Raw genomic sequence first — 16,318 nt, 5'->3', positions numbered from 1 at the left:
GAAGCCCACCCGAGAGGAGCCCCGTGACCACCCCCACGGCCGGCACCGGCACCCAGTCGATCGACCGGGCCGCCGACCTCGTCGCGCGCGTCGTCCGCGCCGAGTCGCCGGTGACCTTCACCGAGCTCGCGGGCGCCTCGGGACTGGCCCGCTCCACGACCTCCCGCCTCCTCGCCGCCCTCGAGCGCGCCGACCTCCTGGCCCGCGACGACCACGGCCGCTGGAGCGCCGGGGCCCTGTTCGACCACTACGCCACCCGCCGCTCCGACGACGGCCACCTCGTCGAGACCGCCGACTCCACGATGCGCTCGCTCGGCGACCTCACCGGCGAGACCGTCAACCTCGGGGTCGCCCGCCGCGGCACGGTCGTGCAGGTGGCGCAGGTCGACTCGGCCTACTTCCTCGGCTCGCGCGACTGGGTCGGCACCGACGTCGCCGCCCACTGCTCGGCCCTGGGCAAGGTCCTCTTCGCCCACGGCGCCCTCCCCGTCCCTTCCGGCCGCCTCGACGCCCTCACCCCGCAGTCGGTCACCACCGGCGCCGCTCTCGAGGCGCAGCTGCCGAGCATCCGCCAGGACGGGTTCGCGACCACGGTCGACGAGCTCGAGCCCGGCCTCACCGGCGTCGCCGCGCCGGTCCGCCACCACGGTGCGGTCGTCGCGGCGCTCGGGATCTCGGGACCCACGTCCCGCCTCGCCGAGGACCTGCGGTCCACCGGCGCCCTCGTCGCCGCCCACGCCAGGGCGTTGTCGGCCCGTCTCGACCACCACCCACAGGAAGGCGCAGCATGACTCCCGACGAGATCCTCCAGGGGTTGTACGACGAGACGCTCGTCGGGAACGGCCCCGCAGTCCTCGACCTCACCCACCAGGCACTGGGCATGGACATGATGCCCGGCACCCTGCTGTTCGACGCCCTGATCCCGGCGCTGGAGGAGGTGGGCGCCCGCTTCGAGCGCGGCGACTTCTTCGTCCCCGAGATGCTCATCGCCGGCCGCGCCATGGCCGGCTCGATGGAGGTGCTGCGCCCGCTCCTCGCCGACACCGGCGTGGAGACGATCGGCAAGTTCCTCATGGGCACCGTCAAGGGCGACGTCCACGACATCGGCAAGAACCTCGTGAACATCATGCTCGAGGGCGCGGGCTTCGAGGTCATCGACCTCGGGGTGCAGGTGGCTCCGGAGAAGTTCGTCGCGGCCATCGAGGAGCACCGGCCCGACATCGTCGGCTTCTCGGCGTTCCTCACCACGACGATGCCGATGTTCAAGGCCAACATCAACGCCCTGGAGAAGGCCGGAATGCGCGACTCGGTCATCGTCATGGTCGGCGGCGCGCCGGTCACCCAGGAGTACGCCGACGCGGTCGGTGCCGACGGCTACGCCTCGGACGCCTCCGCCACGGTCAAGCGGGCCAAGGCCCTCCTCGAGGCACGCCGGGCGAAGGTCCCTGCATGAGCGCCCCGCTGCGTCGCACCGTCCTGCGGTCGGCGACCAAGGAGGTCGTCATCGCGGCCGACCAGCCGTTCTGCGTCATCGGCGAGCGGATCAACCCCACCGGTCGGCCGGTGTTCCAGCGGGCGCTGCGCGACGGCGACCTGTCGATCATCGAGAAGGACGTCGCCGCGCAGGTCGCCGGCGGCGCCGACGTCCTCGACATCAACATGGGCGTCCCGCTCACCGACGAGGCCGACCTGCTCGTGCGGGCGATCCAGCTCGTCCAGCAGGTCACCGACCTCCCGATCTGCATCGACTCCTCGGTCGTCGAGGCGCTCGAGGCCGGGCTCGCGACCTACCAGGGCCGCGCCCTCGTCAACTCGGTCACCGCCGAGGACGAGCGGCTCGCCGCCATCCTGCCGCTCGTCAAGAAGTACGACGCCGCCATCGTCGCGCTGCCCAACGACCACGACGAGATCCCGATGGAGGCCGAGAAGCGACTCCAGCTCACCGAGAAGATCGTCCGGGTCGCCACGGAGGAGTACGGCATCGCGATCGACGACATCGTCATCGACCCCCTCGCCATGCCGATCGGCGCCGACTCCACGGTCGGCCGGGTGACCCTCGAGGTCATCCGCGGCATCCGCGAGCGCTGGGGCCTGAACACCACCTGCGGCGCCTCCAACGTCAGCTTCGGCATGCCCGGTCGCCACGCGATCAACGGCGCCTGGCTGCCGCTCGCGATGTCGGCCGGCATGACCAGCGCGATCATGGACGCCCGCACGCCCCACGTCGTCGACGCCGTGCGCGCCGCCGACCTCCTCCTCGGCAACGACGAGTGGGGCTCGAAGTGGATCGCCACGCACCGCTCGCGCCAGGCGGCGCTGGCCGCGGCCGCTGCCGGCCCGGCGTGACGGGGGAGCGCGGTCCGGGAGCGCCGTTCGAGGACGTCGTCGACGGGATGCGGCGCGAGGGTCTCCTCGAGCCGCCCCCGTCGGGCGCGGTCGGCGAGGAGGTCCACGAGGGCACCGGGCGGGTGCAGCTGACCTTCACACCGGCGAACCGCTCGGTGCGCGTGCCGCCCGGGGTGTCGGTCTTCGACGCCGCCTCGTGGAACGGCATCGCCATCGACTCCACCTGCGGCGGGCACGGCACCTGCCGCAAGTGCCTGGTCCGCCTCACCGCCGGCAGCGCGCCGGTCACGCGGCACGACCGCCGGACGTTCTCCGAGGACCAGATCGGCGACGGCTGGCGGCTCGCCTGCCTCGTCAAGGCCACCCACGACCTCGGCCTCGAGGTGCCCCCGCTCGTCACCCGCCCGAAGGCGTCGACCGTCGGCGTCGGACGGCAGGTCATCCTGCGCCCGGGGGTGCAGAAGCGCTACGTCGAGCTCACCGAGCCGACCCTCGCCGACCAGCGCACCGACCTCGTGCGCCTGCGCGACGCGATCGAGGACCTCACCCTGAACCCCGACCTCCACGCGTTGCGGCGGCTGCCGAACGTGTTGCGGCAGAGCGACTTCAAGGTCACCGCGGTGGTCGTCGACGAGGTGCTCATCGACATCGAGCCGGGTGACACCACGGGTCGGCGGCACGCCATCGCGTTCGACCTCGGGACGACCACGGTCGTCGCGACCCTGCTCGACCTCGAGACCGGCACACCCGTCGCGGTCGCGTCGATGCTCAACAAGCAGCAGCCGTTCGGCGGCGACGTCATCACCCGGATCAGCGCGACGATGATGGACCCCGAGGCCCTGGGGCGGCTCACCGAGCTCGCGCACCAGACCCTGGCCGAGCTCGCGCACGAGGTGTGCGACGAGGGCGGCGTCGCGCCCGAGGAGGTCTACGAGGTCGCGCTGGCGGGCAACGCGACGATGACGGCCCTGCTCCTCGGTGTCGACCCCGAGCCGATCGGGGTGGCCCCCTTCATCCAGGTGAGCGCCGACTGGCCCGTGCTGCTCGCCACCGACCTCGGGCTCGCCGTGCACCCACGGGCTCGCGCCACGATCTTCCCCGCGCTCGGGGCGTACGTCGGCGGCGACATCGTGGCCGGGATGCTCGCCAGCGGGCTCGACCGCGACAAGCGGGTGCGCCTGTTCATCGACGTCGGCACCAACTGCGAGATCGCGCTCAGCGACGGCGAGCGGATCGTCACCACCGCGGCACCGGCCGGCCCGGCCTTCGAGGGCGGCGCCATCCGGTGCGGCATGCGGGCGGCCGACGGTGCCATCGAGGTCATCAAGCTCGACGCCTCGGCGGAGGACGACGACGCGGCGGTCACGCTGGGCGTCATCGGCGACGTCGAGCCGCGAGGGCTCTGCGGGTCCGGCCTCGTCGACGCCGTCTCCGAGCTGGTGCGAGTCGGGCTGCTCGACGCCTCCGGCCGGTTCGTCCCCGAAGAGGACGCGGCGCGCGACGTGCCGCGGCTCGCCACCCGCCTCACGACCGTCGGAGCGGGGGAGCGGGTCTTCATCCTGTACCGGGCGACCCCTGACACCCCGGCCTCGGAGTCGGTCTACCTGTCGCAGAGGGACGTTCGCGAGCTCCAGTTCGCGAAGGCGGCGATCTCCACCGGGTGGACCCTGATGCTCGAGGAGCTGGGGGTGGAGCCGCGCGACGTGCAGCAGGTCCTGCTCGCCGGGTCCTTCGGCTCGTACCTCTCGCCCGCCTCGGCCGTGCGGATCGGGCTCGTCCCGAAGCTGCCGGTGCTGCGGATCGTCTCCGCCGGCAACGTCGCGGGGGAGGGGGCGAAGATGGTGCTGTTGTCGGCCCGCGAACGGGCCGGCGCCGACGCGCTGCTGGAGGAGGTGCGCTATGTCGAGCTCTCCGACCGCCCCGACTTCAACGACCGGTTCGTCGACCAGCTCGCCTTCCCCGTCTGAGGGCGCCCGCGTCGCGCTCGTCGCGTGCGGGGCCATCGCCCAGCCGGCGGCCGACGCCGTCGCCCGGCACGGCTGGGCGGTCGACGTGCACCCCCTGCCGCCGCTGCTCCACAACCGGCCGGAACGCATCGCGGGCGAGGTCGAGCGCCTCGTCCTCGAGCTGCGCGACCGGTACGACCGGGTCGCCGTGGGCTACGCCGACTGCGGTACCTACGGCGCGCTCGACGAGGTGTGCGAGCGGCTCGGGGTCGACCGGCTGCCGGGCCTGCACTGCTACGACCTCTACGCGGGGCCGATGGTCGTCGAGTCGATCGCGGAGGAGGAGCCGGGCACCTACCTGCTCACCGACTTCCTCGTGAAGTCGTTCTCCCGCACGGTGATCCACGAGCTCGGCCTCGACCGCCACCCCGAGCTGCGCGACGACTACTTCCGCCACTACACGCGCGTCGTGTGGCTCGTCCAGACCACCGACCCGGCCGAGCAGGCCGAGCTGCGCACGCTCGCCCAGGAGGCCGCCGACCGCATCGGGCTGCCGCTGCAGGTGCGCCCCACCGGACCCCGCGGCCTCGACCGCGCCATCGAGGGACTGCTCAGCACGACCCGCTGAGCGGGCTCCCGTCGCAGGACTCGAGGTCCATCCCGGCGGCCCTCGCCACCTTGCGGGCCGCGGCGCCCAGGGCGCGCAGCTCGGACTCGGACAGGACGTCGACGACGAGGCGCCGCGCCTCGCGGACGTGCCCCGGTGCGGCGTCGCGGATCTTCGCCCAGCCCGCCTCGGTGAGCCGTGCCTCGACCCGCCGGGCGCCGTCGCCGGTGCACGTCGTGCGAGTGATCCAGCCGGCCCCCTCGAGGCGGGTGACGGCGTGCGACAGGCGCGAGAGGGACCCGCGCGAGAGGTGGGCCAGGTCGCTCAGCTGGAGGGTGCGGTCGGGGGCCTCGGACAGCGAGGCGAGCACGTGGTACTCGAAGGAGTTGATGCCGGCGTCGCGCTTGAGCTGGGCGTCCAGGGCGCTGGGCAGGGCCGCGACGAGCGACATGAGGGACGTCCAGTCGTGCAGCTGGGCGTCGTCGAGCCACGGCGGGGCGGTGGTGGTCGTCTCGTCAGGGGCGGGGGACATGCGCCCATCCTAGCGTCGAGTTGAACATTCAAGTCAGGCGTCGTACGGTGGGCTCGTCACCAAGTTGAACATTCAAGTCCATCACCGAGGAGTACCCGCATGACCGTCCTTCGCATCGACGCCAGCATCCAGGGCGACCGCTCGGCCAGCAGCGCGCTCGCCGACCTCGTCATCGAGCACCTCGCCGTGGGCCGACCCGACGAGGACGTCGTCCGCCGCCACCTCGGTGCCGCCCCGCTGCCGTCGGACGCGTGGCCGCTGGCCATCGGTGGCTCCTTCACGCCCGAGGAGGACCGCACCGCCGAACAGCGCTCCGCCATCGCACTGGCCGGATCACTCGCGGCCGAGCTGCAGGCGGCCGACGCCGCCGTCCTCGCCGTGCCGCTCTACAACTGGGGCGTCTCGCAGCACGTCAAGGCGTGGATCGACCTCGCGATCGCGGGCGCACCCTCCGGCGCGCGCCTCCTCGAGGGCACGCCCGTCGTCGCCCTCGTGACCCGCGGCGGCGCCTACGGGCCCGGGACCCCCAAGGAGGGCTGGGACCACAGCACCGACTACCTCCGTCGCATCCTCGTCGACGTCTGGGGCGCGGACCTCACCCTCATCGAGCGCGAGCTCACCCTCGCCGGCGTCAACCCCGCCCTCGACGAGCTGCTCGAGCTGGGCACGCTGCTCCGCAAGACCGCCGAGGAGGCGGCCGTCGAGGCCGGAGCGGCCCTCGGACGCCGCGCCGCCTGACCCTCAGGCCAGCGCCGCGGCCATCGCCCGCACGTGCTCGGGCGAGGACCCGCAGCAGGCGCCGATGACGTCGATGCCGAGGTCGCGCAGCTCGAGGGCGTGCTCGGCCATGGCCTGCGGCCCGACGGTGTAGACGAAGTCGGCGCCGGACAGCTCGGGCAGGCCCGCGTTGGACTGCGCGACGAGCAGGACGCCCTCGGGGCGGCTGGCGGCGAGCTGCTCGGCGATGGTCCGCATCTCGTCGGGACCGCGGCCGCAGTTGGCTCCCACGGCGTCGACGCCGTCGGCGACGAGTGCCGACACGGCGGCGGCCGGGGTGACGCCCATCATCGTGCGCAGGTTGGTGTCGAAGGACAGCGTGACGACGACGGGGAGCTCGGGCGCGACGTCGCGGGCGGCCGCGACCGCGGCCCGGGCCTCCCCGAGGTCGCTCATCGTCTCGACGAGCAGGAGGTCCGCGCCGCCGTCGACGAGGCCACGGACCTGCTCGGCGAACAGGGCGGTGGCGTCCTCGACCGACAGGGTGCCGAGCGGGTCGAGGAGCTCACCGGTGGGGCCGATGTCGCCGGCGACCAGGGCGCCGTGGCGGTCGGCGACCGTGCGCGCGATGGCGGCCCCGGCGCGGTTGACCTCGAGCGCGCGGCCGGACAGCCCGTGCTGGGCCAGTCGCGGCTCGGTGGCGCCGAACGTGTTCGTGGTGATGAGGCGGGCCCCGGCGTCCGCGTACTCGTCGTGGAGGGCGGCGACGGCGTCGGCGTTGTCGAGGTTCCAGGACTCGGCGCACTCGCCCATGGGCAGCCCGCGCTCCTGGAGCAGCCAGCCGTACCCGCCGTCGAAGACCGCGGGGCGACCGGCGAGGAGGGTGAGGAGTCGGTTCGTCACGGTGCCACGGTAGGCCGGGGCGCCGACGCCGGACGTCCCCGTCTCACCGCGGCCGGCTCCGCGACGCCACCGCGTCGTCGAGCATCCGCCGTCGCCACGCCTCGATGACCTCCACCTGGTTGAAGGTGAAGACGTGCAGCCCCTCGATGCCGAGCGCCTCGTTCGCCGCGAGGGCCGCGACCCGGCTGACGAACCGGTCGGTGGAGAAGCCCGGTGCGGCGATGCGCGCGAACACCGACCGCTGCTTGCGCAGGAAGCGGAGCGACTCTCCCACACCGATCTTCGTCGCCATCCCGAGCAGCTTGGTGCGCTCGACCGGACCGGGGACGCCGACGAGGAGGGGGAGGGTCACTCCCCGCCGGCGGACCCGCTCGCACCACGTCGCGAGGTGCTCGGCGTCGAAGGTCATGTTCGAGACGATGTGCGTCGCGTACCGGCGCTTGTCCCACATCGCCTGCACCGTGACGTCGTCGTCGATGGTGGGGTGCGACTCGGGGTAGCCGGTGATGCCGACGTGGGTGAAGGGGTGGCCGATCTCGTCGAGGTCGCGCAGGAGGTCGACGGCGCCGTGGTACGGCCCCGCCGGCGGGTCGGCGTCACCGGCCGGGACGAAGACCCCGGTGATGTCGTGCTCCTTGAGCCGCGCGACCACCTCGGCGAGCTCGGCGCGTCCCGAGACCATGCGGGCCGCGAGGTGGGGGACGACCCGGTAGCCGGCGTCGGCGAGCGTCGTGGCGAGGTCGAGGGTGGCTGAGAGCCCCTTGCCCGGCGCGGCGGTGACCGTGACCGGCACCGTGGTCGGCACGTGCTCGCGGACCGTGTCGGCGATCGTGGCCGTGGGCATGACCTCGTACCGCGCGCCCTCGAGCAGGCGGGTGAGGGCGACCGTCGGCAACTCGTTGCTCATCATGCAACCCGTCTCGTCATACGCACCTGATGGGCCCAGCGTAGGGGTCCGTCGGCCCTCACCGCTAGCGTCAGCGGGCATGGAGAAGGGGGATGTCGCCGGGCAGGACGCGCTGCCGCTCACCGGCGTGCCCGAACCCCTGTGGGCCGCGAGCCCGAGCAAGCTGCTCGCCTTCCTCGACTGCCCGCGCCGGTACCGCCTGCAGTACCTCGACCGCCCCGCGCCGCCGCGGCGCGGCCAGCGGGCCCACACCTCCCTCGGCAACGCCGTCCACAACGCCCTGCGCGACTGGTGGGACCTGCCCGACCCCCGCCCCGAGGCGGGAGCGGAGCTCGTCGACCGGGCCTGGATCGACGTCGGCTTCCGCGACGGCACCCAGTCGGCGCTGTGGCGCACCCGCATGCGCGAGGCCGTCACCACCTACCTCGGCGACGTCGACCCCGCGAGCCATCCGGTCGGCATCGAGCGCACGGTCTCCTTCGTCTCCGGCGAGCTGCGCCTCACGGGCCGGGTCGACCGCCTCGACGACCGCGACGGCGAGCTCGTCGTCGTCGACTACAAGACCTCGCGGGTCGCCCCCACCGACGACGACGCCCGCACCTCCCTGGCCCTGGCCCTCTACGCCGCGGCGGTGTGGAAGATGTTCCGGCGGCGCACCCTGCGCGTCGAGCTGCACCACGTGCCCAGCGGGACCCGCGCGGTGCACGAGCACACCCCCGAGTCGCTCACCCGCAAGGTCGAGCAGGCCCGCTCCATCGCGCGCGACGCGCGGCGGGCCGACCGCGACTTCGCCGAGAAGGGCGCCGAGTCCGAGCTCTTCCCGCCGCGCACCGGCCCACTGTGCGGCTGGTGCGACCTGCGGGCGCACTGTCCCGAGGGGCAGGCGGCCGGTCCCGAGAAGTCCGACTGGGCCGCCCTCGAGGAGCCGGCCCCACGGAAGGAGCCCGAGTGGAGCAGAGACTGACCTTCGTGACCCTCGCGGTGCGCGACCTGGCGCGCACCCGCGCGTTCTACGTCGACGGCCTGGGCTGGGAGCCCGAGCTCGACGTGCCGGGAGAGGTGCTCATGGTCCCCGTCGGCGAGCGGCTCGTGCTCTCGCTCTGGGACCGCGCGGCCTTCGAGGCCGAGGTGGGCGAGCCGGCCCAGAGCGGGCCGGGCGTCGTGCCGATCACGCTGGCGCACAACGTCGCCCATCCTCGGGACGTCGACGCCGTCCTCGAGGAGGCGCGGCGGGCCGGCGCCGAGGTCGGGGAGGCGGTCGCGCGCGACTGGGGTGGCTACACCGGGTACTTCGCCGACCCCGACGGCTTCCGCTGGGAGGTCGCGTGGAACCCGGGGCCGATCGGTGTGCGGGTCGTGCCCGACACCGACACCACGGCCCGCCCCTGAGGGCGGGGTCCGCGGTCAGGCGCTGATGCGCGCCTGCCAGGTGCGCAGGTTGTCCGAGAGGACGCTGCGGATGAACTCGGCCTCGGGGCCCTCCTGCGCGTCGACGGCGGCCATGAGGTCGTCGATCTCGGCGGGGGTCCGGTAGTGCGCGAGGTCGGCCCGGAGGGCGTTGGCGCGCTCGCGAGCCTCGCGGCGCGCGCGGAGCTCGTCCTTGACGGTGGTCCACATCTGCGAAGTGCTCATGCGTCCAGTGTCGAGTTCCGCGTCGCATGCGTCCAATGAAATCGGGACATATAACCCATGCACTATCGTCATGGGATGGACACCGAGTCGCTGCGCTGGTTCCAGCTCGTCGCCGACGGCTACACCGTCACCGAGGTCAGCGAGGTCTTCGAGGTCAGCCAGCCCGGCGTCTCGCGCGCGCTGGCCCGTCTCGAGCAGGAGGTCGGCACGCCCCTGCTGCGCCGCTCGGGTCGCGTCCTACGGATGACGCACGCGGGCGTGGCGTTCAAGCGGCACGTCGACTCCCTCGTCAACGACCTCGACGACGGCCTCGCCGCCGTCAGCGAGCTGCTCGACCCCGAGGGCGGTGTCGTCACCCTCGCCTTCCCGCTCAGCCTCGGCTCGTGGCTCGTCCCGGGCCTGATCCGCGACTTCCTGCGCGTGCGTCCCCGGGTCCGAGTCCTCCTCGAGCGGACCTCGGTGGGGGAGTCGGGGCGGGTCTCCCCGCTTCTGGCCACCCGCCGGGCCGACGTCGAGCTCACGGCGCACCGCGTCCTCCAGCCCGGGGTGGAGTGGGCGCGGGTCCTCGTCGAGCCCCTCGTCCTCGCCGTGGCCCCCGGCCACCCGCTGGCGGGCCGCGAGGACGTCTCCCTCGCCGAGGTGGCGGGGGAACCGTTCGTCGTCCGCACGGCGCCCTCGATGATGCGCACCCAGACGCTCGGGCTGTGCGCGGCTGCCGGGTTCGAGCCGAGGATCGCCTTCGAGGCCGAGGACCTGCCCACGGTGCGCGGCCTCGTCGCCGCCGGCCTCGGCGTGGCGGTCGTGCCGGCCATGGGTCTCCCCGCGCCGACGACCTTCGCCCGCACCCGCCTCGTCCCGCTCACCGACGCCGACGCCCAGCGCGAGGTGGGGCTGGCCTGGCTCCCGGGCCGCCCGCTCCTGCCCTCGGCGGAGGCCTTCCGCCGCTTCGTCCTGGCCGGGTGAGAGGATGCAGACCCGTCCGTCGGACCTCCTGAAAGGCCCTTGATGGCGCCCAAGCGCAAGGCCATGACCATCGCCCTCGCCAACCAGAAGGGCGGGGTGGCCAAGACCACGTCGGTCGCCTCACTCGGCGCGGCCTTCGCCGAGCGCGGGCTGCGCGTCCTCCTCGTCGACCTCGACCCGCAGGCCTGCCTCACCTTCAGCCTCGGTGTCGACCCCGACACCGTGGAGGCGTCGATCCACGACGTCCTCGTCGGCGGGGTCGACCTCGCCGACGTCATCGTCACCTGCGAGGAGGGCATCGACCTCGTCCCGAGCACCATCGACCTCGCGGGCGCCGAGGCGTTCCTGCTCTCCCGCCCGGCCCGCGAGTACGTCCTCCAGGGCGCCCTGGACACCGTCCGCAAGCGGTACGACGTCATCCTCCTCGACTGCTCGCCCAGCCTCGGGGTGCTCACCCTCAACGCGCTCACCGCCGCCCAGGGGCTCGTCATCCCGATGCCCTGCGAGATGCTCAGCCACCGCGGGGTCGGCCAGCTGCTCGACACCGTGCGCGACGTCAAGAAGATCCTCAACAAGAAGCTCACCGTCCTCGGGATCCTCCCGACGCTGTACGACGGGCGCAGCCTGCACGCCCGCGAGGTCCTCGAGGACGTCGGCGACCGCTACGGCCTGCCCGTCCTCGGCCCGCCGATCCCCAAGACCGTCCGCTTCGCCGAGGCACCCGCCGTCGGGCGCTCGATCCTGTCGACCGCCCGCACCAGCAAGGGCGCCCAGGCGTATCGGAAGGTGGCCGCCGCCCTCGTCCCGGAGCCGGCTGCCTAGGCTGGTCGCATGACCACGACCGTCCCCGCCATCATCGCCGACTCCGCCTCGTCGGGTTTCCGCCAGGGCACCATCGAGCAGCGCGACCTGCGGCCCGACGACGTCCGCATCGACGTCGCCTTCGCCGGCATCTGCCACTCCGACATCCACACCGTCCGCGAGGAGTGGGGCCCCGCCCACTTCCCGCTCGTCACCGGGCACGAGATCGCCGGCACCGTCGCCGCCGTCGGCGACGCCGTCACGAAGTACGCGGTCGGTGACCGCGTCGGTGTCGGCTGCCTCGTCGACTCCTGCGGCGAGTGCGAGATGTGCCGCGACGACCACGAGAACTTCTGCACCAAGGGGTCGGTCGGCACCTACAACGCCCAGGGCTACGACGGCGAGTGGACCACCGGCGGCTACGCCCAGCAGGTCGTCGCCAGCGAGCGGTTCGTCCTCGGCATCCCCGAGGGCATCGAGCTCTCGCAGGCCGCGCCCCTGCTGTGCGCCGGCATCACCACCTACACCCCCCTCGTGCGCTGGGGCGCCGGCCCCGGCAAGAAGGTCGCCGTCGTCGGGATGGGCGGCCTGGGCCACATGGGCGTCAAGATCGCCGTGGCGCTGGGCGCCGAGGTCACCGTCCTGTCGCAGACCCTGTCCAAGGAGGACGACGGCCGGGCGTTCGGTGCGCACGACTACCGCGCGACGAGCGACCCGCAGACCTTCAAGGACCTGCGCGGGGCCTTCGACCTCATCCTGTGCACCGTCTCCGCCGACCTCCCCGTCGACAGCTACCTCAAGCTGCTCAAGACCTTCGGCACCTTCGTCATGGTCGGCCTCCCCGAGAACAACCAGTCGCTGCACTTCGGCTCGCTCATCATGGGCGACAAGGCGATGACCGGCTCGAACATCGGCGGCATCAAGGGCACCCAGGAGATGCTCGACTTCTGCGCCGAGCACGGCCTCGGGGCGACCGTCGAGGTCATCGGCGCCGACGAGGTCGACGCGGCCTACGACAAGGTCGTCGGCTCCAAGGTCCGCTACCGCTACGTCATCGACACGAGCACCATCAGCGCGTCCTGACGCCTCCTCGCACCGACGACGAACCCCCGGCGGACCTCGGTCCGCCGGGGGTTCGGTGTGTCGGGAGGGTGCCGGTCAGCTGGCGGCGTCCCCGGCGGGGCTGCCTCCGTGGGTGCGCCGACGGTTGCGGCTGCGGTTGCGGCTGCGCGGGGCGTCCCCGGAGTCGGCGGGCGGGGCGGTCGACTCCGAGCGGCCACGGCCACCGCGGTCGCCTCCACGGTCTCCGCCACGGCCACCGCGGTCACGGTCGCCACCACGGCCACCGGCCGAGGGACGGCGGCCACCGGACTTGCCGGTCTCCCCGAGGTCCTCGAGGACCTCGGCGTCCAGGCCGGCGCGGGTCTGCTTGGCGTGGGGGAGGCGGCCCTTGGTCCCGGCGGGGATGTCGAGGTCGCTGTAGAGGTGCGGCGAGGAGGAGTACGTCTCCTGCGGGTCGGGGATGCCGAGGTCGAGGGCCTTGTTGATCAGGCCCCAGCGCGGGATGTCGTCCCAGTCGACGAAGGTCACGGCGATGCCGGTGTTGCCGGCGCGGGCGGTGCGGCCGATGCGGTGGACGTAGGTCTTCTCGTCCTCGGGGCACTGGTAGTTGATGACGTGGGTGACGTTCTCGACGTCGATGCCGCGGGCCGCGACGTCGGTGGCGACGAGGATGTCGACCTTGCCGTTGCGGAACGCGCGCAGGGCCTGCTCGCGGGCGCCCTGGCCCAGGTCGCCGTGGATGGGGGCGGCCGCGAAGCCGCGCTCGACGAGGTCGTCGGCCACCTTGGCGGCCGTGCGCTTGGTGCGGCTGAAGACGATGGTGAGCCCCCGGCCCTCCGCCTGGAGCATGCGGGCGAGCATCTCGACCTTGTCCATCGCGTGGGCCCGGTAGACGAACTGCTCGACGGCGGCGACGGTGTGGGTGTCCTGGCCGTCGTCGTTGGCCATCGCGCGGATGTGCGTGGGCTGGTTCATGTAGCGGCGCGCGAGCGCCACCACCGCGCCGGGCATCGTCGCGGAGAAGAGCATGGTCTGGCGGGCCGCCGGGGTGAGCGCGAGGAGCTTCTCGACATCGGGGAGGAAGCCGAGGTCGAGCATCTCGTCGGCCTCGTCGAGCACGACGATGCGGGCGTGGCCGAGGTCGAGGTGGCCCTGCTTGGCGAGGTCAATGAGGCGACCGGGCGTGCCGACGACGACCTCGACGCCCCGCTTGAGGGCCTCGACCTGCGGCTCGTACGCGCGGCCGCCGTAGACGGTGAGGACGCGGATGCCGCGCGTGGCACCGGCGCGCTCGAGGTCGCTGGACACCTGCACCGCGAGCTCGCGGGTGGGGGCGACGGCGAGGGCCTGCGGCTTGCCGGCGTGCGGGAGGTCGGCGAACGCGGCGTCCCGCGGGGAGACCACCCGGTTGAGGATGGGGATGCCGAAGCCGAGGGTCTTGCCCGTGCCGGTCTTGGCCTGGCCGATGATGTCGTGGCCGCCGAGGGCGACGGGGAGGGTCATCGCCTGGATCGGGAACGGCGAGGTGATGCCGTGGCCCGCCAGCGCCGAGACGATGTCGGCGTGGATGGGGAAGTCGGAGAACAGGGGCGCGGGGGGCGCGGTGACGGCCTCGGGCGCGTCGGTGACGTCGGTCATTGAGGATCTTCCGGTCAGCAGGCGCGAGCGCGCCGGTGCATGGGGCTGCGGGCCGATCGGAGGTCTTCGGGGGGTGGAGCCGCTGGGCTGCCTGCGTGCCGACCGGGCACCGTGGACGTGGGTCATCCTACCGTTAGGCTCGCCGGTCATGGAGCAGACCTCGATCGAGGACCCCGCGTACCACGCCGCCGTCGTCGACCTCCTGGGCGTCCTCGCCTACGGGGAGCTCACGGCGTTCACCCGGATGGCGGTCGACTCCGACATCGCCCCCACCCTCGCGCTGAAGTCGGCGATGGCCGGCCTGGCGAACGCCGAGTACGTGCAGTTCACCCAGCTCGTCGACCACATGCGCGCCCACGGCATCGACCCCGAGACGGCGATGGGGCCCTTCGTCGTGCCGTTCGCGGCCTACCACGAGCGCACGAAGCCCAAGGGCTGGCTCGAGGGCCTGGTCAAGGCCTACGTCGGCGACGGGATCGCCAAGGACTTCTACCGGGAGATGTCGGTCTTCGTCGACGACGACACCCGCGGCGTCATGGAGCGCGCGCTCGACGACGAGGGGCAGGCCGACTTCGTCGTGGGCGTCGTGCGCGACGCCCTCAAGACCGACCGTGCAGGTGCCGGGCGCCTCGCGCTGTGGGGGCGCCGCCTCCTCGGTGAGGCGCTGTCGCAGGCCCAGGCGGTGGCGGTCGAGCGCGACGCGATGTCGGCCCTGCTCGTCGGCGGGGGCGTGGACCTCGCCGAGGTCGGACAGATGTTCGTCCGCCTCACCGACCGGCACCAGGCCCGGATGACCCGCCTGGGCCTGTCCGCCTGACCTCCTCGACCCGCGGCAGACGCGACGCGGCCCCCGTCCGGTGTGGACGGGGGCCGCGTCGGTGCTGCGGGCGGGAGGTCAGACCTGCTTCTTCCCGGTGACCGCCCCGTAGACCACGATGAGGATGGCCGCCACGACGATCGAGATGAGCCAGCGGATCCAGTCGACCCCGTCGGTGGCCGCGACACCCAGCAGGCCGGCGAGCCACCAGCCGAGGAGCGCGCCCACGATGCCGAGGACGATCGTGATGATGACGCTGATGTTCTGCTTCCCGGGGAGGACGAGGCGGGCGAGGACGCCCACGACGATCCCCGCGATGATCGAACCGATGATGGACACCGAGTGCTCCTTCCGGGGTCCGGGGCGGACCCTCTGGGCCGAGCGTATGCCTCGCTGAACCGCAGGTGGGGGACGGTGGACACCCCAGTTGCGGACCGGGTCAGACGGAGAAGCCGACCTTGCTCTTCTCGTTCTCGCCGACCTGGACCCAGCCGATGACCGAACCGGGCACGAGCACGGCGCGGCCCTTGGTGTCGGTGAGCTTGAGGACGCCGCCGTCGCGCAGCGCCGCCTCGACGGCCGCGGTGACCTCGGCCGCGTCGGAGTCGGTCTCGACCGCGATCTCGCGGGCGACGTTCTGGACACCGATGGTGACCTCCACGGGTGCACACCTTTCGTCGGGGGTTGGCGCGGCCGGGGCCGCGCACGTCGGGCTCAGGCTAACCCGCGCCCCCACCCCGGCATTCCGCGACCCGGCGCCGTGGACGCCGTGTTCGCTGCGGGCGGATCAGGTCTCGACCTTGGGGAAGGACCCCAGCCCCCGCCACGCGAGCATGGTGATGATGGTGGCCGCCTCGGCCTCGCCGATGTCGCCGCCCTGGGCCAGCCAGTGGCGGGCCGAGACCTGCGCCATCCCGGCCAGGGCCGAGCCGAGGAGGAGGGCGCGCTCGTCGTCGGCGCCCGTGTCCTCGGCGATGACCTCGGCGATGGCCTCGGCGCAGTTCATCTCCACGGCGTCGAGCCGGGCGCGGACCTGCGGCACGCTCGTGAGGTCGGACTCGAAGACCATGCGGAACGCGGCACCTTCGCGGGTGACGAAGTCGAAGTAGGCCGCGACGGTGCGCTCGACGCGCACCTCGTTGTCGCCCCCGACGGCCAGCGCCTCGCGGACCAGGCCCTCGAGCGTCTCGCAGTGCTTGTCGAGCAGGGCGAGGTAGAGGTCGAGCTTGCCGGGGAAGTGCTGGTAGAGCACCGGCTTGGAGACCCCCGCCCGGTCGGCGATGTCGTCCATCGCCGCGGCGTGGTAGCCGGACTGGACGAAGACGGCCTGGGCCGCCTCGAGGAGCTGGGCGCGGCGCTCGCTGCGCGGCATCCGCTGGCCCCGGGTGGTCGTGTGCGTGCTGGTCATCGTGGTCCTCGTCGTCGACGTCAGGTGCATCCTACGGAC

At 73.0% G+C, this 16,318-nt stretch carries 20 protein-coding genes; 12 read left to right on the top strand and 8 right to left on the bottom strand.

Translation table 11 applies throughout. The annotated features are described in order from the left end of the window. Window positions 1-23 precede the first annotated feature (23 nt). The 5 genes from ACFLFB_RS14465 to ACFLFB_RS14445 are packed head-to-tail and all read left to right on the top strand — an operon-like array spanning window position 24 to window position 4,920. Window positions 24-791 carry an IclR family transcriptional regulator gene (locus ACFLFB_RS14465; RefSeq protein ID WP_392542881.1) on the top strand — a complete coding sequence of 256 codons (768 nt, stop codon included), beginning with the start codon at window positions 24-26 and terminating at the stop codon, window positions 789-791. Beyond that, window positions 788-1,453 carry a corrinoid protein gene (locus tag ACFLFB_RS14460; RefSeq protein WP_392542880.1) on the top strand — a complete coding sequence of 222 codons (666 nt, stop codon included), beginning with the start codon at window positions 788-790 and terminating at the stop codon, window positions 1,451-1,453. Before ACFLFB_RS14465 ends, ACFLFB_RS14460 begins: the two co-directional genes overlap by 4 nt. Beyond that, on the top strand, window positions 1,450-2,346 hold the full coding sequence (locus ACFLFB_RS14455) for a dihydropteroate synthase (RefSeq protein ID WP_392542879.1): 897 nt from the start codon (window positions 1,450-1,452) through the stop codon (window positions 2,344-2,346). Before ACFLFB_RS14460 ends, ACFLFB_RS14455 begins: the two co-directional genes overlap by 4 nt. Further along, a complete protein-coding gene (locus ACFLFB_RS14450) occupies window positions 2,343-4,313 on the top strand; it encodes an ASKHA domain-containing protein (RefSeq protein WP_392542878.1) in 1,971 nt (656 codons plus the stop codon). Before ACFLFB_RS14455 ends, ACFLFB_RS14450 begins: the two co-directional genes overlap by 4 nt. Continuing rightward, entirely contained in the window at window positions 4,246-4,920 is a 675-nt protein-coding gene (locus ACFLFB_RS14445) for a DUF1638 domain-containing protein (RefSeq protein WP_392542877.1), read from the top strand. Before ACFLFB_RS14450 ends, ACFLFB_RS14445 begins: the two co-directional genes overlap by 68 nt. Here the strand turns inward: ACFLFB_RS14445 and ACFLFB_RS14440 are convergent. Next, window positions 4,904-5,431: a MarR family winged helix-turn-helix transcriptional regulator gene (locus tag ACFLFB_RS14440; RefSeq protein ID WP_392542876.1), complete on the bottom strand. Its 528-nt coding sequence runs from the start codon at window positions 5,429-5,431 to the stop codon at window positions 4,904-4,906. The two genes, ACFLFB_RS14445 and ACFLFB_RS14440, sit on opposite strands and share 17 nt — an antisense overlap. 99 nt (window positions 5,432-5,530) lie before the next feature. Between ACFLFB_RS14440 and ACFLFB_RS14435 the strand changes: the two genes are divergently transcribed. Then, a complete protein-coding gene (locus tag ACFLFB_RS14435; protein ID WP_392542875.1) occupies window positions 5,531-6,169 on the top strand; it encodes an FMN-dependent NADH-azoreductase in 639 nt (212 codons plus the stop codon). A 3-nt stretch (window positions 6,170-6,172) separates the two neighbouring features. Here ACFLFB_RS14435 and ACFLFB_RS14430 read toward each other — a convergent pair whose 3' ends face one another. Together ACFLFB_RS14430 and ACFLFB_RS14425 are read right to left on the bottom strand one after the other, a co-directional pair. Beyond that, window positions 6,173-7,051 (bottom strand): homocysteine S-methyltransferase family protein, encoded by an 879-nt coding sequence (locus tag ACFLFB_RS14430; protein ID WP_392542874.1) that lies wholly within the window; start codon window positions 7,049-7,051, stop codon window positions 6,173-6,175. A 43-nt stretch (window positions 7,052-7,094) separates the two neighbouring features. Next, window positions 7,095-7,958, bottom strand: coding sequence for a methylenetetrahydrofolate reductase (locus ACFLFB_RS14425; protein ID WP_392542873.1), 864 nt, complete (start codon window positions 7,956-7,958; stop codon window positions 7,095-7,097). Window positions 7,959-8,037: 79 nt separating this feature from the next. Between ACFLFB_RS14425 and ACFLFB_RS14420 the strand changes: the two genes are divergently transcribed. Continuing rightward, the gene (locus tag ACFLFB_RS14420) at window positions 8,038-8,922 is read left to right on the top strand and encodes a RecB family exonuclease (RefSeq protein WP_392542872.1); all 885 of its coding nucleotides are present in this window, start codon (window positions 8,038-8,040) and stop codon (window positions 8,920-8,922) included. Further along, window positions 8,907-9,347: a VOC family protein gene (locus ACFLFB_RS14415; protein WP_392542871.1), complete on the top strand. Its 441-nt coding sequence runs from the start codon at window positions 8,907-8,909 to the stop codon at window positions 9,345-9,347. Before ACFLFB_RS14420 ends, ACFLFB_RS14415 begins: the two co-directional genes overlap by 16 nt. 15 nt (window positions 9,348-9,362) lie before the next feature. Here ACFLFB_RS14415 and ACFLFB_RS14410 read toward each other — a convergent pair whose 3' ends face one another. Then, window positions 9,363-9,590 (bottom strand): hypothetical protein, encoded by a 228-nt coding sequence (locus tag ACFLFB_RS14410; RefSeq protein WP_392542870.1) that lies wholly within the window; start codon window positions 9,588-9,590, stop codon window positions 9,363-9,365. A gap of 75 nt (window positions 9,591-9,665) precedes the next feature. Here ACFLFB_RS14410 and ACFLFB_RS14405 point away from each other — a divergent pair, with 75 nt between their 5' ends. From ACFLFB_RS14405 to ACFLFB_RS14395, 3 genes are read left to right on the top strand one after another with little or no spacing between them, the layout of a single operon-like run. Continuing rightward, the gene (locus ACFLFB_RS14405) at window positions 9,666-10,553 is read left to right on the top strand and encodes a LysR family transcriptional regulator (protein ID WP_392542869.1); all 888 of its coding nucleotides are present in this window, start codon (window positions 9,666-9,668) and stop codon (window positions 10,551-10,553) included. A gap of 42 nt (window positions 10,554-10,595) precedes the next feature. Continuing rightward, window positions 10,596-11,375, top strand: coding sequence for a ParA family protein (locus ACFLFB_RS14400; RefSeq protein WP_392542868.1), 780 nt, complete (start codon window positions 10,596-10,598; stop codon window positions 11,373-11,375). A gap of 9 nt (window positions 11,376-11,384) precedes the next feature. After that, window positions 11,385-12,437 carry an NAD(P)-dependent alcohol dehydrogenase gene (locus ACFLFB_RS14395; protein ID WP_392542867.1) on the top strand — a complete coding sequence of 351 codons (1,053 nt, stop codon included), beginning with the start codon at window positions 11,385-11,387 and terminating at the stop codon, window positions 12,435-12,437. Window positions 12,438-12,512: 75 nt separating this feature from the next. Here ACFLFB_RS14395 and ACFLFB_RS14390 read toward each other — a convergent pair whose 3' ends face one another. After that, window positions 12,513-14,054 (bottom strand): DEAD/DEAH box helicase, encoded by a 1,542-nt coding sequence (locus ACFLFB_RS14390; RefSeq protein WP_392542866.1) that lies wholly within the window; start codon window positions 14,052-14,054, stop codon window positions 12,513-12,515. A 148-nt stretch (window positions 14,055-14,202) separates the two neighbouring features. On the opposite strand from ACFLFB_RS14390, the gene ACFLFB_RS14385 reads away from it, so the two are divergent. Next, on the top strand, window positions 14,203-14,871 hold the full coding sequence (locus tag ACFLFB_RS14385) for a ferritin-like fold-containing protein (RefSeq protein WP_392542865.1): 669 nt from the start codon (window positions 14,203-14,205) through the stop codon (window positions 14,869-14,871). 78 nt (window positions 14,872-14,949) lie between these two features. Here ACFLFB_RS14385 and ACFLFB_RS14380 read toward each other — a convergent pair whose 3' ends face one another. From ACFLFB_RS14380 to ACFLFB_RS14370, 3 genes are all read right to left on the bottom strand, one after another. Beyond that, the gene (locus tag ACFLFB_RS14380; RefSeq protein ID WP_392542864.1) at window positions 14,950-15,210 is read right to left on the bottom strand and encodes a GlsB/YeaQ/YmgE family stress response membrane protein; all 261 of its coding nucleotides are present in this window, start codon (window positions 15,208-15,210) and stop codon (window positions 14,950-14,952) included. A gap of 100 nt (window positions 15,211-15,310) precedes the next feature. After that, entirely contained in the window at window positions 15,311-15,532 is a 222-nt protein-coding gene (locus ACFLFB_RS14375; RefSeq protein ID WP_392542863.1) for a DUF3107 domain-containing protein, read from the bottom strand. Between the two features lie 126 nt (window positions 15,533-15,658). Beyond that, a complete protein-coding gene (locus tag ACFLFB_RS14370; RefSeq protein WP_392542862.1) occupies window positions 15,659-16,279 on the bottom strand; it encodes a TetR/AcrR family transcriptional regulator in 621 nt (206 codons plus the stop codon). Window positions 16,280-16,318: the final 39 nt, after the last annotated feature.

It is taken from the genome of Oryzobacter telluris (assembly GCF_043099285.1).
In the GTDB taxonomy this organism is placed as follows: domain Bacteria; phylum Actinomycetota; class Actinomycetes; order Actinomycetales; family Dermatophilaceae; genus Oryzobacter; species Oryzobacter telluris.
Note: the sequence above shows the minus strand (reverse complement) of the source record. Positions and strands in the feature narration are given on the sequence as shown.